This is a genomic window from Roseibium sp. M-1, assembly GCF_054515675.1.
The window spans coordinates 5782189-5796874 of sequence record NZ_CM137257.1 but is presented as its reverse complement, the minus strand read 5'-3'; the positions used below and the strand labels follow the sequence as shown (position 1 = coordinate 5796874).

Here is a 14686-nt window from a genome sequence, read left to right as displayed (position 1 = left end):
TGAATGCACGTGACCCGCATTATCTCTTTTTGACGCACGTCTTTTTGCGAAAAGCCGGAACCCACTTTTTCGCGACCTGCTCTAAGGCTTGTGGGGATTCATCTCGAATTTATAACGGCAGCAGCGAGATAAATAAATGCCTCGAAGCTGCGGTCGGTTTTGCAGGCGCGCATGGCAATGCGTTTGAACTCTTTGAGTTTGCAGAAGAAGTTCTCGATAAGGTGTCGCCATTTGTAAATCTCTGCATCGATCTTTCGTGGCATGGCTCTGCTGGAATGCTGAGAGATCACGACCTTGGCGCCGCGTTCATCGAGTTCAGCGATAATGGCATTGCTGTCGAAGGCCTTGTCGGCGAGCAAAGCCCCAAACTCGACACCGTCAATCAGCGGTGCGACGCCGACGCTGTCAAAACGGTGCCCAGGCAGTAGGCGGAATCGAACGAGATTACCCAAGGCATCGGTCAGGGCCAGTATCTTGGTGGTCATACCGCCTTTGGATCGGCCAATGGCCTGGCTCTGAGTCCCCCTTTTGCGCCCTGACCATGGCGGTGAACCTTGACGATGGTGGCATCCACCATGGCGTATTCCATGTCCGGTTCGTCCGACAGAGCATCGAAGATGCGTTTGAAAATATCGGCCTCGCGCCAATCCCGGAACCGCCGGAAGGCGGTGCTCCAATTACCGAACATGACAGGAAGATCACGCCAGGGGCTGCCGGTGCGCACAATCCAAAGCACGGCTTCGATAAACAAGCGGTTGTTCCTGCCGCTCCGACCAGGGTCCGTCGGTTTGCCAAGGCAGTGCGGCTCTATCTTCGCCCATTGGGCGTCTGTCAGTACAAAACGATCCATCCAAAGTGTGAATCACATTCATACTGATTTGTGAATCCCCACAAACCCTAGAATCCGCTCAGGCCCCGCTGTCCCCACTGGCTCGGCGGAATTTCCTTGCCGATCTTGAAGGAGAACTTCTCCACCCGCTTGACCTCCTCGTCCGTCTCGCAGCGGAAGTTGACATCGAACCAGCGGCCAAGACTGCGGAAGGCGGCGTTTTGCGGCTGCAGCACGGTACCACCCCGCGGCCGGAAGGACGGCAGCAGTTCGGGCGGCAGGGCGCTGACCGAGGAAATCTGGGCTCGGAGCTCCGTCATGCAGAGGAAATTCAGCCGCTGGCCGGGCGACATCTCGCCCATGGCGGTGCGCGCCTGCGGATCGTCCAGGATTTCCCGGGTGAAGAGTTCACGCGCCGCCAGCATGCCGGCCGGCGGCCCGCCGGTCTCGCCACCACCGCCACCGGGCTGGCGGGACGGCTCCTGACGCTCGGCGGATGCGGTCCGGCGGGCAGGTTTCGGCGACGGCGTCTTGTCTGTCGCGATCGGCCCGACAACACCGAAATCTTCGGCCGGGATCTCCGCGCCAAGACCTGTATCCGTCTCGGCCTCTGTTCCGGAGGCCTCCTCCGGCTCCGTTTCGGCATCCGCTTCCAGGTTCGCGACCTCGGCAGGCGCGTCTTCCGGCGTTTCTTCAGGCTGTGCTTCTTCTTCGGCCGTCTCATGCGATGTGTCTTCCGGCACATCCTGCTCGGCGGTCTCGACAGTCTCAGGGCCGCTTCCGGGCCCCTCCGGCCCACCCTCGGTCTCTCCGGGTTGCTCCGCAGTCCCCTCGGCTCCGGCCGAGGCGGCAGGCGGAACATCGTCCTCGCCCTGCTGCCCGGTGTCCTCTTCGCCGAACTCCGTCACTTCTTCCTGCACCAGCGCCTCTGCCGGCGGCTTCTGGGTCTCGGCCTCTGCTGCGGGTGGCGGTGGAGGCGGCGGAGGTGCGGCCTCTTCTTCCTGCGGCTGCTCGGTCTGTTCCGGCGGCGGGGGCGTCTCGGCTTCCTGCGTTTCCGGTTGCTCGGGCTGTGGCTGCTCGGGCTGGGTCTCTGCCTGGGGCGGCGGCACCAGTTCCACTTCGACCGTATCCGTCAATGGTTGCGTGACATGGCCGCTCACCCCGCCGATCAGCATCAGCGCGGCCAGCCCATGCAGCAGAAGTGAAGCACCAAGGCCCCAGCCGAAGCGCCGCCGGTCGTCGGTCGGTTCCTCTTCCATCGGCCGGTCCATATCGGCGATTATGGCCAAAACAATGCCCTTTGAGCAAAATCGGCGGTCGATCCAGCTCCGCCTTCAAAAAAACCCGGCGTTTCCGCCGGGTTTTGATCTTATCAGATTGACCGAAAGCAGATCAGCTGTCGAGGAACGAACGCAGCTTGCGCGAACGGCTCGGGTGCTTGAGCTTGCGCAGCGCCTTGGCCTCGATCTGACGGATGCGTTCGCGGGTCACCGAGAACTGCTGTCCGACTTCTTCCAGCGTGTGGTCTGTGTTCATGCCGATGCCGAAGCGCATGCGCAGCACGCGTTCCTCGCGCGGCGTCAGCGAGGCCAGCACGCGGGTCGTGGTTTCGCGCAGGTTCGACTGGATGGCCGCATCGATCGGCAGGACGGCGTTCTTGTCCTCGATGAAATCGCCGAGATGCGAATCTTCCTCGTCGCCGATCGGCGTTTCGAGAGAGATCGGCTCCTTGGCGATCTTCAGCACCTTGCGGACCTTTTCAAGCGGCATCTGCAGCTTTTCGGCCAGCTCTTCCGGGGTCGGCTCGCGGCCGATCTCGTGCAGCATCTGGCGCGAAGTGCGGACGATCTTGTTGATCGTCTCGATCATGTGCACCGGAATACGGATGGTACGGGCCTGGTCGGCGATCGAACGGGTGATCGCCTGCCGGATCCACCATGTCGCATAGGTGGAGAACTTGTAGCCGCGCCGGTATTCGAACTTGTCCACCGCCTTCATCAGGCCGATGTTGCCTTCCTGGATGAGGTCCAGGAACTGCAGGCCGCGGTTGGTGTATTTCTTGGCGATGGAAATCACGAGACGCAGGTTCGCCTCCACCATTTCCTTCTTGGCGATACGCGCTTCGCGCTCGCCCTTCTGCACCATCGCGACGATGCGGCGGAACTCGGTGATTTCAAGGCCGGTCTCGGTTGCCAGCGTCTGGATTTCCTGACGCAACTCGCGGACGTTTTCCTTTTCCTTGGCGATGAAGTTCTTCCACCCGCGGGTGGAAAGGTTCGCCACCTTGCGCAGCCAGTTCGGGTCGAGCTCGGCGCCCTGGTACTGCTTCAGGAAGTCGGTGCGGTCGACATTGTAGCTGTCGGCCAGGCGCAGGAGACGGCCTTCATAGCCCATCAGGCGCTTGTTGATGTCGTAGAGCTGGGCAACCAGGGCGTCGATACGGTTCTGGTTGAGCGACAGGCTCTTCACATCGACAATGATGTCTTCTTTCAGTTTCTTGTAGCGGCGCTCCTGGCTCGGAGACAGGGTCTTGTTGGCCAGCTTGTTCTCGACCAGTTGGTCCTGCAGCCGGCGCAGCTTCTTGTAGTTGTCGGCGATGTTGTCGAAGGTTTCCAGGACACCCGGCTTCAGCTCGGCTTCCATGGCCGACAGGGAGACGTTGGATTCAAACTCGTCGTCGTCATCCTCGCCCTCGCCTTCGCCGTCTTCGCTCTCGGTGTCTTCGGAGGCACCACCCGAATTTTCGGACGATCCGCCTTCACCCGGGGCAACGTCGTCATTGGCAACGGCCGGGCCCGCCTTGGCATCCGGGCCGGCATAGGTGGCTTCGAGGTCGATGATGTCGCGCAGGAGAACCTGGGCTTCGTTCAGCTCGTCGCGCCAGATGATGATGGCCTGGAAGGTCAGCGGGCTTTCGCACAGGCCCGCAATCATGGCTTCGCGGCCGGCCTCGATGCGCTTGGCAATGGCGATTTCGCCTTCGCGCGAAAGAAGTTCGACGGAGCCCATCTCACGCAGATACATGCGCACCGGGTCGTCGGTGCGGTCGGCCGGTTCCTTGCTGCCGGCCTTGGCAAGCGCGGTCGTGGTGGCGGTGACCAGTTCGCCGCCGTCAACTTCCTCCGGACCTTCCTCGGCCTCGTCGGAATCGATCACATTGATGCCCATGTCTGACAGCATGGACATGGTGTCTTCGATCTTCTCCGAAGACACCTGCTCTGAAGGCAGAACTTCGTTCAGCTCGTCATAGGTGACATAGCCGCGCTTCTTGGCGGCTTTGATCATCTTTTTGACAGCGGCATCCGACAGGTCCAGCAGCGGACCGTCCGGACCGTCCGCGCTCTGCTCCTGCGTGTCGTCTGCTTGTGTCGCTTTGGCTACCATATCGTGCTCCAGTTCGTGGCCTTTTCGGCCACGCCGCGCCCTAGTTCGGCTTCAGACCAATTCACTTCCAGCGCGCCAGCAGATGATGCGGCGGCGTCTGAAAGAATCAGTGCTCTCAGGTTTGTAAGCCGTGTCCCTTAAGTCCCAATTAACCGTACATTTTTCGACATTGACAGATTTGATCATCAACGCAGCGCACGGCCTTTAAAGTCCGCATCCGGGATACGGATGCGAGAAGAGGTGTTCATACGGGTTGCAGCATTTGTAAGACTATTGCCGCGAGCAGGCTTGAGGCTGCGGCGCTTGAGGGCTGCAAAGGTTCTATTTAGCTCGGCTCACACGATTCGCAAGTGTGATTCGTCACAGGTCAATTGAAAAAATGCGATTTTTCAGCTCAGGAAGTGCCCGAAAGCCTGCCGTGAAGGCGTTTGAGCGACTGTTGCCGGACAGACGCCTGATTTACCGCCCAGTTGCGAAGCCGCCTAATGCGCGGCCACAGCGACCGGAGGTGCCAGGCGGATCTTCTTGGCCCGTTCCGCCAGTTCCTGCTCGTCCCGCGCACATTCCTCGCGCCGCCGGCTGAGATCCTGCGTCAGGGCCTGAATGCGCATCCAGGCGGTCTCGTCCAGTTGCTCGTCGGAAACGCCAAGCTCCGAGCTCAATTCGTCCTCGAGCGCATTGAGTTCCAGCACATCCAGGAAATGCAGGTAGGCAGCCTCGATGAAATCTTCCGGAGGATTGGCCCTGAGCACCGGAAAGCGGTGATTCAGCACGGAAAACACCGCCCCCTTCTGCTGCTGCAGGCCGATCGTCTCCAGCATCATCTCGTACATCAGGTCCCGCAACGGCCCGTCATATTCCCGCGTCAGTTCGGAGATGGGCGCTCCCTCGATCTCATCGACGATCCGGCACAGCACATCCCGGAACCTGCGGTGGAGGTCGTTTTCCAGCGGCAGGCGTGACAGCCGCTCGTAGTAGCGGTCGAGGAGATGCGGGAACCGCATGCAAAGACCCAGAACCAGGCGTTCGTTACCGAAGTCGTCGGTCTCCGACACGCCTTCCTTCGCCTTGACGAAGGGGCCAAGGTCCTCTGCCTGCTTCTTGCCGCCGCGCCGAAGCTGGCGCGCCTGTTCGAAGAAGAGGTTCGACAGCTTGAACTTCAGATCCAGCTGGTAGCGCCGCCGCACCCGCTCGTCGCGGATCGTGCCGATCAGGTCGTCGAAGCGTTTTTCCAGCGCGGCCTTGCGCTCGGGCGTGTCCAGCCGCGACACCGAGATTTCCCGGTCCCAGACGACATCGAACAGCGATTGCGCGCGGGCAACCTCGCCGTGAAAGCCTTCCAGACCCCGTTGCTTGACGAGATCGTCGGGGTCCATGCCATCCGGCAGGAAGCAGAACTGGAAGGAATAGCCGCTCTTGAGGACCGGAAAGATCCGGTCGATGGCCCGATGGGCAGCGGAAACGCCGGCCGCATCGCCGTCGAAGCAGATCACTGGCTCGGGTGCGAACTTCCACAGCCGCACGATCTGGTCCTCGGTGAAGGCGGTGCCGAGCGAGGCGACGACATGGTGGATGCCCGCCTGCCAGAGTGCGATCGCATCGAGATAGCCCTCCACGACGACCGCCTCGCCGGCCTTGAAGGCTGGTTCGCGCGCCCGGTGAGCGTTGAAGAGCATGATGCCCTTGTGAAAGAGCGGCGTTTCGGGCGAGTTCAGGTATTTCGGCTGCCCCTCCGGCGACAGCGTACGCCCGCCGAAAGCCACCACCCGGCCACGTTCGTCCTGGATCGGGATCATCAGCCGGCCGCGGAAGCGGTCATAGGCGGGCCGTCCGTCCTCGGGCTTGATGAGAAGCCCCGCCTCGATCATCGCGGCTTCCGGAATGTCGCGGGCACTGAGGAAAGACTTCAAGGCATCCCGGCTGTCCGGCGCAAAACCGAAACGGAATTCGCGCAAGGTTTCCGGTTTCAGCCCGCGCTTCGCCGTATAGGCGCGCGCCGCCTCGCCGCGTGGACCCGCGTATTCGCCTTGAAAGAACTGCGCCGCCATCTCGCAGATATCGGCAAGCCCCGCACGCTTCTGCTCCCGCTTTGCTGCCTGCGGATCGGGCGCGGGTAGCGCGACGCCCGCCTGACCGGCAAGGCGCTCGACCGCTTCGGGAAAACTCAGTCCCTCGGTCTCGCACAGAAACGTGAAATGATCGCCCGACGCCCCGCAGCCGAAACACTTGTAGCGGTTGCGCCGGTCGTCGACGTGGAAGCTCGGGCTCTTTTCCTGGTGGAACGGACAGCAGGCCCAGAAATCGCCCCGCCCCGGCTGTGTCTTGCGCCGGTCCCATGACACCCGCCGTCCGACGATGTCCGACAGGGTCAGCCGGGCGCGGATTTCATCGAGAAGGCGCGGTTCGAAACGCATGGATCTTCAGGTCGGTCCAGGTCTAACGGAAATGGCAAAGGCGGCCGGACACAGGCAAGCTGCCGCCGGACGATCCGCCAAAATAGAATGTCTTCGACAGGGATGCCAGTGCCGCAGGCCTTTGCCGGCAGCCTCTGGATGGCCTGTTAATAACGGCAAGGCGTGTCGGGGGAGCCGTCCGGCTCAAGCGCCACCGTTTTCCTTGGTTCCGCTCCCGTTCTGGCCGCCCGCATCCGCCCGCAGCATGTCCTTCACCAGGCAGGAGGCCTGGACGAAATCCATCTGTCCCGGATAACGGGATTTCAGTTCGCTCATGCAACGGCCGATGTCGCGCAGGCCGTGAGCGTCGATTTCCTTCACGGTCTCTTCGCAGATGGTGCGCATTTCCTCGTCGTTCAGCTGCACAGGCAGGAACTCGCGGATGATCTCCTGTTCGACCCGTTCCTGCTCGGCCAGATCCAGCTGGCCGCTGCTTTCAAATTCGACGGCGGAAGTCTCGCGCTGGCGGATCATCTTTTGAAGGATTTCAATCACTTCATTCTCGTTGACGCCGTCCTTGCCGTTCTCGCGCGCAGAGGCCTCGCGGTCCTTGACCGCGGTCTGGACAAGGCGCAGCGTCGCACAGCGGCGCTTGTCGCCCTCGTCCTGCGCCGCCTTCAAGGCAGCGCTGATTCTGTCGCGCATTATTTCGCGCATGGTTCACCCTACCCCTGCCGCGCTGAGGCAAGGCGCGTTTCGGCGCCCTTTGCATTTTCTCAGCCAAGCCATTGAATTTTAAAGAACTTTTTTCAGAGGATCAATATTGACGATCCAAGCCGCTTCCCATAGAGTCCCGCGCTTAATGCAGACGGCCTTTTGCAGGCTTTTCAGCCCGCCCCAGTCGCCCTTCCTGCAGCGCATGATGTCACCAACAAGATCTGGAAACAAGACATGACGACTGCAGACGCATGGTCCGAGACCCCGGCGACCGCCCTCCTTGTGCTCTCCGACGGCAGCATTATCGAAGGACAGGGCCTGGGCGCCACAGGTCAGGCCGTTGGTGAAATATGCTTCAACACGGCCATGACCGGGTACCAGGAAATCCTGACCGATCCGTCCTATTCCGGCCAGATCATCACCTTCACCTTTCCCCATATCGGCAATGTCGGCACGAATGACGAGGATATCGAGACCGTCAACATGGCTGCCGACAGCGGCATCCGTGGCGTTGTGTTGGCAGCCGGCATCACCGACCCGGCCAACTACCGCGCGGCCAAACACCTCGACGCCTGGCTGAAGAGCCGCAACCTGATCGGCATCAGCGGCATCGACACACGCGCCCTGACGGCCCTCATCCGCGAAAAGGGCGTGCCCAACGGCGTCATCGCCCACGCCCCGGACGGCAATTTCGACATCGAGGCGCTGAAGGCCGCCGCCGCCAACTGGCCCGGCCTCGTCGGCATGGACCTTGCCAAGGACGCTTCCACCACCCAGTCCCATCCCTGGAGCCAGACCACCTGGAAATGGGACGAGGGCTATGGGGAAGCTGCAGACCACAAGTTCAAGGTCGTTGCCATCGACTACGGCATCAAGCGCAACATCCTGCGACTGCTGGCCGACGCCGGCTGCGATGTAACCGTGCTGCCGGCAACCGCCACGGCCGACGACGTGCTTGGCCATGCGCCGGACGGCGTGTTCCTCTCCAACGGCCCCGGCGACCCGGCGGCGACCGGTGAATATTCCGTCGAGACCATCCGCACCATCGTCGACAAGGGCGTGCCGACCTTCGGCATCTGCCTCGGACACCAGATGCTGGCACTTGCGCTCGGCGGCAAGACCATGAAAATGCACCAGGGCCACCATGGCGCCAATCATCCGGTCTTCGACCACACCACCGGCAAGGTCGAGATCACCTCGATGAACCACGGTTTTGCGGTTGATGCGGAGAGCCTGCCGGAAAACGTGCAGCAGACCCACGTCTCCCTGTTCGACGGGTCGAACTGCGGTCTTGCCATGAAGGACAAGCCGGTCTTTTCCGTGCAGTATCACCCGGAAGCATCCCCCGGCCCGCGCGACAGCCATTATCTCTTCAAGCGCTTCACCGACCTGATGGAAAGCGCGAAACAGCCGGCTTGAGCCTGAGGCCGGTCGATCTGTCAGCCTTTGAAGCGCTCAATAAATCCAAAGACACAAAAACCCCGGCGTGCCTGCGCACGCCGGGGTTTTTAAATGTGCCGGCTGGGCTACTTAGAGCGTGTCGCGTTTAACTGGAAACAACTTGCATTGCTTTTTGCGTTGAAATCTCTGATTTCAGACAGCGAAAAGCAATTCCGACAAAACGCGATTTGCTCTAGCGGACGAGGCTGTCGAAAGCGACCAGGATCTGATCGACTTCGGCAATCTGCTCGTCGAGGATCTGCTTCTGTTCAACCAGGATGTCCTGCTGTGCCTTACAGATTTCCTGCAGTTCCTTGTACTGGTCTTCGCGCTTGGAAGTGCCTTCCACCAGCTTGATCACCCGGCGGATCTCGGCGAGGGTCAGGCCGATCTTCTTGGCCTGCAGGATGACACGCATCCGCGACACGTCCCGTGCACCGTAGAAGCGGCGCGCGCCCTTGCGCACCGGGTTCAGGAGACCTTTTTCCTCGTAAAAGCGCAGGGTCCGGAGGGTCACGTCGAACCGCTCGGACATTTCGGAGATCGCAAGCGCGCGATCTTCCATGACAACTTCCTGCCCCGGTCCGGCAATGTCCGGAACCACGACCATCTTAGTAGCTACATTGTTCATACTTATAAGCCCGATCTTGTCTTTATTGTTCCAAGTCTGGCTGGGTATTGCGGCACTCCCGATTTCCCGGTCCCACCTCCGGGTCGTCAGGTCCCACTAGCACTGCAATGACAGCCCCCGCAGCACAAACCGCATGGCTTGCTGCTTCAGAAACTCCCAACGCCAAACTCATAGGAGACTAAGCATCCGTGTATTACACCGGATTGACAGTTAAAATCTACGCAAAAAATGGATTTATTATTCCTTTTCCGCAGAAGTTTCAGTGTTGCTAAATTCAAAAACCAGAACAAATTCGAAAGGAACCACAACTATGAATGTTTATTTGCAATTGAGTTTGGCAAAACGCATATAAATATTGATTATCGATAATCTGCATCTAATAAATAGACTTTTCTTGAATTGGGATATCCACAATAAATTTTCTTTACCTCACGGCAGCCGCAATGGAAAAAATACTTAAACACTTTTGTCTTAACCCTGATGTTTATTACAATCTGTCAAAATACCCTAGGTAGGACATAGGGAAAATTACCTCATTTTTCGCGGTTTCAGACGTGTTTTTTACCGCCTTGAGTAGCAATTCAATTTATAGGAGAAATGCCCACCGCCGTTCTCTTTCCAATTTTCCCTGCGTTTCTGCGGCAAATCGATCGCACTTCTCTTCGCAGTGCAATATTGCAATAGGATAACAATTTTTCGACCAACGGGTCAATTTTTTAGTCCGGCTTCATCCGGCGGGGGCGACAAAAAAGAGCACATTGTGCACTTCCCGATTGACAAAAATGCAGCAAGGCTATTTGTGTCAGAGGTCATTGGACATGCGCCGCACTGCCTGGCGCAGGAAACCAAGCCGTTCCGGAATAAGACAAAATGGCCGATTCGAAAGCAAGAAACGCCGCAGCCGGCATGACCCCGCAACAATTCCGACACTGGCGGCGGGCGTTGGGTCTGAAGCAGAAGGACGCTGCAGACCGTCTCGGCCTGAAGAAGCGCATGATTCAGTATTACGAGAAGGGCAACCGTGACGGCCGCCCGGTCGATATACCGAAATCCATCCGCCTTGCGTGCTATGCGCTTTCCAACGGAATCGGCGACTTTGACGGCCAGAGTGCCATACCTTTGCCGCCGGAAATCACGGAAGCTGAATAAAGTCGTGCCTTTGGCACGGAAAAGGTCGTCTTTCACGGCTTGGCGGGGTTTTCACCTGCGCAGCTTTTCCCTATAAGACGCGCTCAGCCAACATTGTCATACCCTCAAGTCCGAGCCAGACCGAATAGCGGGCCCGCTATCCGGAACGGCCGCTGCGAGCTGCGAGCCCAGATGCCAAAACGCACAGATATCTCCTCCATCCTGATCATTGGTGCCGGCCCGATTGTTATCGGTCAGGCCTGTGAATTCGACTATTCGGGCACCCAGGCCTGCAAGGCTCTGCGCGAGGAAGGGTATCGCATCATCCTGGTCAATTCGAACCCGGCGACGATCATGACGGATCCGGATCTGGCCGACGCGACCTACATCGAGCCGATCACGCCGGAACTGGTGGCCAAGATCATCGAGAAGGAACGGCCGGATGCACTCCTGCCGACCATGGGCGGCCAGACCGCGCTGAACTGTGCGCTCGACCTGGAACAGATGGGCGTCCTGGAAAAGTTCGGCGTCGAGATGATCGGTGCCCGGGCGGACGTGATCGAGAAGGCGGAAGACCGCGAAAAGTTCCGGGCGGCTATGGATGTCATCGGCCTGGAGAACCCGCGCGCCGCCATCGCTTCCTCACCGGCGATCCACGACGACAACGGCCGCATCATCGGCTACGACCGCAATGCCGGCTACCTGGAAGCCATGCGCGCCATCGACGAGATCGGCCTGCCGGCCATTATCCGCCCGGCCTTCACGCTCGGCGGCACCGGCGGCGGCGTTGCCTATAACCGGGAAGAGTTCGAGACGATCGTGCGCTCCGGCATCGACGCTTCGCCGGTCGGCCAGGTCCTGATCGACGAGAGCCTGCTCGGCTGGAAGGAATATGAAATGGAAGTTGTCCGCGACAAGGCGGACAACTGCATCATCATCTGTTCCATCGAAAACGTCGATCCGATGGGTGTCCACACCGGCGACAGCATCACGGTTGCACCGGCCCTGACGTTGACGGACAAGGAATACCAGATCATGCGGGACGCCTCGATCGCGGTGCTGCGCGAGATCGGCGTCGAGACCGGCGGCTCCAACGTCCAGTTCGCCGTCAATCCGGACACCGGCCGCCTGGTCGTGATCGAGATGAACCCGCGCGTCTCGCGCTCTTCCGCCCTCGCCTCAAAGGCAACCGGCTTCCCGATCGCCAAGATCGCCGCCAAGCTCGCCGTCGGCTATACGCTCGACGAGCTGGAGAACGACATCACGGGCGGCGCCACTCCGGCGTCCTTCGAGCCGACCATCGACTATGTCGTCACCAAGATCCCGCGCTTTGCCTTCGAGAAGTTCCCGGGCTCCGAGCCGACACTGACGACGGCCATGAAGTCCGTCGGCGAAGTCATGGCCATTGGCCGGACCTTCCAGGAAAGCCTGCAGAAGGCCCTGCGCGGCCTAGAAACCGGCCTCAACGGCCTCGATGAGACCGACATTCCGGGCTTCGACCAGGGTGACGACAGGAATGCCTTGCGCGCTTCGGTCGCAACGCCGACCCCGATGCGCCTTCTGAACGTCGCCCAGGCCATGCGCCTCGGCATGAGCATCGACGAGATCTATGAGGCCAGCGGCATCAATCCCTGGTTCCTCGAGCAGATGGCCGGCATCCTGGAAATGGAGGCCAAGGTGCGCAAGCTCGGCCTGCCGCAGGACGCTGCAAACCTGCGCAAACTGAAGTCCATGGGTTTCTCCGACGCCCGGCTTGCCAGCCTTGCAGGCCTGGAAGCAAACGACGTCGTCAAGCTGCGCAAGAAGCTGGACGTGCATCCGGTCTTCAAGCGCATCGACACCTGCGCCGCGGAATTCGCCTCGCCGACCGCCTATATGTACTCCACCTATGAAGCCCCCTTCATGGGCAAACCGGCCTGCGAGGCCGATCCGTCCGACCGCAAGAAGGTGGTCATTCTCGGCGGCGGTCCGAACCGGATCGGACAGGGCATCGAGTTCGACTATTGCTGCTGCCACGCGGCGTTCGCGCTGGAAGATGCGGGTTACGAGACCATCATGGTCAACTGCAACCCGGAAACCGTCTCCACCGACTACGACACCTCGGATCGCCTGTACTTCGAGCCGCTGACGCCCGAAGACGTGCTTGAGATCATCCGCAAGGAACAGGAAAACGGCACCCTGCACGGCGTCATCGTCCAGTTCGGCGGCCAGACCCCGCTGAAGCTGGCCCAGGCGCTGGTGAAGGCCGACGTGCCGATCCTCGGCACGTCGCCGGACATGATCGATCTTGCCGAGGACCGCGACCGGTTCCACAAGCTCCTGATCAAGCTCGACCTGAAGCAGCCGGAAAACGGCATTGCCTATTCGGTCGAACAGGGCCGCCTGATCGCCGGCCAGCTCGGCCTGCCGCTGGTGGTGCGCCCGTCCTACGTCCTGGGTGGCCGCGCCATGCAGATCATCCGCGACGAGGAAGCGCTCAACTCCTACCTGCTCGGCACCCTGCCGGAACTGGTCCCGGCGGAAGTGCGGGCGAAATACCCAAACGACAAGACCGGCCAGATCAACACGGTTCTCGGCACCAACCCGCTGCTCTTCGACCGGTATCTTGACGGCGCGATCGAGGTCGATGTCGACGCTCTCTGCGACGGCAAGGACGTCTTCGTCTGCGGCATCATGGAGCATATCGAGGAAGCCGGCATCCATTCCGGCGACAGCGCCTGCTCCCTGCCGCCCTTCTCGCTCAGCCCGGAGCTGATCGACGAGCTGAAGCGCCAGACGACGTTGCTTGCGAAGGGACTGGAAGTCGGCGGTCTGATGAACGTGCAATACGCCATCAAGGGCGGCGAGATCTACGTTCTGGAAGTCAACCCGCGCGCCTCGCGCACCGTGCCCTTCGTCGCCAAAACCATCGGCGTGCCGGTGGCGAAGATCGCAAGCCGCGTGATGGCAGGCGAGAGCCTTGCGTCCTTCGGCCTTTCAGAGAAGAAATTCGACCATATCGCGGTCAAGGAAGCCGTCTTCCCGTTCGCCCGTTTCCCGGGCGTCGACACGATCCTCGGCCCGGAAATGCGCTCCACCGGCGAGGTCATGGGCCTCGACACCGCCTTCGGCAAGGCCTTTGCCAAGTCGCAGATCGGCTCCGGCACGGGCGTTCCGAACCAGGGGACCGTCTTCGTCTCCATGCGGGATGAAGACAAGGCCGGCGTCGTCGACGCGGTGCGCAATCTGGAAGCTGCCGGCTTCACCATCATCGCCACCGGCGGCACCCAGAAGTTCCTTGCGGACCAGGGTATCGCGGTGAAGAAGATCAACAAGGTGCTTGAAGGCCGGCCGCATATCGTCGATGCTATCAAGAACGGTGAGGTCCAGCTCGTCTTTAACACGACCGAAGGCGCGCAAGCCATCTCCGACAGCCGGTCGATGCGCCGGGCGGCCCTCCTCAACAAGGTTCCGTATTATACGACCCTTGCAGGTTCCGTGGCCGCGGCAAAAGGCATTGCCGCCCACAAGGCGGGGAGCCTTGAAGTAAGACCTTTACAATCCTACTTCGGCTAAGGCTAATATACACGTTGACCGGCCGGGAAAGCGCGCCTTTCCCGGCTTGGTTTGTTTTTGTCAAAGCGCGGTCCGTGATTAAGGTGGACCCAATAATCTGAAGGTCTGAGACCCATGGAAAAAGTTCCGATGACCTCCGCCGGATACAAAATGCTTCAGGATGAGCTGAAGGAACGTACCGCCGTTGAGCGTCCGCGCATCGTTGAAGCAATTTCAGAAGCCCGTGCGCATGGCGACCTGTCGGAAAATGCCGAATACCACGCGGCCAAGGAAGCACAGAGCCTGAACGAAGGCCGCATTGCGGAACTCGAAGACAAGCTGTCGCGTGCGGAAGTGATCGACGTGACCAAACTGTCCGGCGACATCATCAAATTCGGCGCGACCGTAACGCTGATCGACGAGGACACAGAAGAAGAGAAGAAATACACGATCGTCGGTGACGTCGAATCCGACGTGAAGCAGAACAAGGTCTCCATTTCTTCTCCGATTGCCCGCGCCCTGATCGGCAAGACCACCGGCGACAGCGTCGAGGTCTCCGCGCCGGGCGGTGCCCGTTCCTACGAGATCGTCGACGTCCGCTTCGTCTGATCCTTCGACTATCTGGACCAT

At 60.3% G+C, this 14686-nt stretch carries 10 protein-coding genes; 4 read left to right on the top strand and 6 right to left on the bottom strand.

The features are described from left to right. Positions 1-98: 98 nt before the first annotated feature. The 5 genes from ACX3M4_RS26180 to ACX3M4_RS26160 form a co-directional block, all read right to left on the bottom strand. A protein-coding gene (locus tag ACX3M4_RS26180; RefSeq protein ID WP_459355912.1) for an IS5 family transposase occupies positions 99-850 on the bottom strand; the annotation gives its coding sequence in 2 pieces (ribosomal slippage) (positions 99-520 and positions 520-850; 753 coding nt in all). A gap of 47 nt (positions 851-897) precedes the next feature. Next, complete coding sequence (locus tag ACX3M4_RS26175; protein WP_459355911.1) at positions 898-2088, bottom strand: DUF930 domain-containing protein; 1191 nt, start codon at positions 2086-2088, stop codon at positions 898-900. A 133-nt stretch (positions 2089-2221) separates the two neighbouring features. Beyond that, positions 2222-4213 (bottom strand): RNA polymerase sigma factor RpoD, encoded by a 1992-nt coding sequence (gene rpoD, locus ACX3M4_RS26170; RefSeq protein ID WP_459355910.1) that lies wholly within the window; start codon positions 4211-4213, stop codon positions 2222-2224. Between the two features lie 482 nt (positions 4214-4695). Continuing rightward, on the bottom strand, positions 4696-6627 hold the full coding sequence (dnaG, locus tag ACX3M4_RS26165) for a DNA primase (RefSeq protein WP_459355909.1): 1932 nt from the start codon (positions 6625-6627) through the stop codon (positions 4696-4698). Positions 6628-6810: 183 nt separating this feature from the next. Continuing rightward, on the bottom strand, positions 6811-7311 hold the full coding sequence (locus tag ACX3M4_RS26160; RefSeq protein WP_459355908.1) for a GatB/YqeY domain-containing protein: 501 nt from the start codon (positions 7309-7311) through the stop codon (positions 6811-6813). A gap of 246 nt (positions 7312-7557) precedes the next feature. Between ACX3M4_RS26160 and carA the strand changes: the two genes are divergently transcribed. Beyond that, positions 7558-8742, top strand: a complete 1185-nt coding sequence (gene carA / locus ACX3M4_RS26155) for a glutamine-hydrolyzing carbamoyl-phosphate synthase small subunit (RefSeq protein WP_459355907.1) — start codon at positions 7558-7560, stop codon at positions 8740-8742. Positions 8743-8956: 214 nt separating this feature from the next. Here the strand turns inward: carA and ACX3M4_RS26150 are convergent, their stop codons facing one another. Then, on the bottom strand, positions 8957-9394 hold the full coding sequence (locus ACX3M4_RS26150; protein WP_459355906.1) for a MerR family transcriptional regulator: 438 nt from the start codon (positions 9392-9394) through the stop codon (positions 8957-8959). Between the two features lie 870 nt (positions 9395-10264). On the opposite strand from ACX3M4_RS26150, the gene ACX3M4_RS26145 reads away from it, so the two are divergent. From ACX3M4_RS26145 to greA, 3 genes are all read left to right on the top strand, one after another. Beyond that, a complete protein-coding gene (locus tag ACX3M4_RS26145; protein WP_459355905.1) occupies positions 10265-10543 on the top strand; it encodes a helix-turn-helix domain-containing protein in 279 nt (92 codons plus the stop codon). A gap of 171 nt (positions 10544-10714) precedes the next feature. Beyond that, positions 10715-14077, top strand: coding sequence for a carbamoyl-phosphate synthase large subunit (gene carB / locus ACX3M4_RS26140; RefSeq protein ID WP_459355904.1), 3363 nt, complete (start codon positions 10715-10717; stop codon positions 14075-14077). 114 nt (positions 14078-14191) lie between these two features. Further along, positions 14192-14665, top strand: coding sequence for a transcription elongation factor GreA (greA, locus tag ACX3M4_RS26135; RefSeq protein ID WP_459355903.1), 474 nt, complete (start codon positions 14192-14194; stop codon positions 14663-14665). Positions 14666-14686: the final 21 nt, after the last annotated feature.

Bases quoted from the DNA above. Each gene is read 5' to 3' on its own strand.
- ACX3M4_RS26175 (WP_459355911.1), bottom strand. From the start codon at position 2,088: ATGGAAGAGGAACCGACCGACGACCGGCGGCGCTTCGGCTGGGGCCTT.
- ACX3M4_RS26160 (WP_459355908.1), bottom strand. From the start codon at position 7,311: ATGCGCGACAGAATCAGCGCTGCCTTGAAGGCGGCGCAGGACGAGGGC.
- dnaG (WP_459355909.1), bottom strand. From the start codon at position 6,627: ATGCGTTTCGAACCGCGCCTTCTCGATGAAATCCGCGCCCGGCTGACC.
- greA (WP_459355903.1), top strand. From the start codon at position 14,192: ATGGAAAAAGTTCCGATGACCTCCGCCGGATACAAAATGCTTCAGGAT.
- rpoD (WP_459355910.1), bottom strand. From the start codon at position 4,213: ATGGTAGCCAAAGCGACACAAGCAGACGACACGCAGGAGCAGAGCGCG.
- carA (WP_459355907.1), top strand. From the start codon at position 7,558: ATGACGACTGCAGACGCATGGTCCGAGACCCCGGCGACCGCCCTCCTT.
- ACX3M4_RS26150 (WP_459355906.1), bottom strand. From the start codon at position 9,394: ATGAACAATGTAGCTACTAAGATGGTCGTGGTTCCGGACATTGCCGGA.
- carB (WP_459355904.1), top strand. From the start codon at position 10,715: ATGCCAAAACGCACAGATATCTCCTCCATCCTGATCATTGGTGCCGGC.
- ACX3M4_RS26145 (WP_459355905.1), top strand. From the start codon at position 10,265: ATGGCCGATTCGAAAGCAAGAAACGCCGCAGCCGGCATGACCCCGCAA.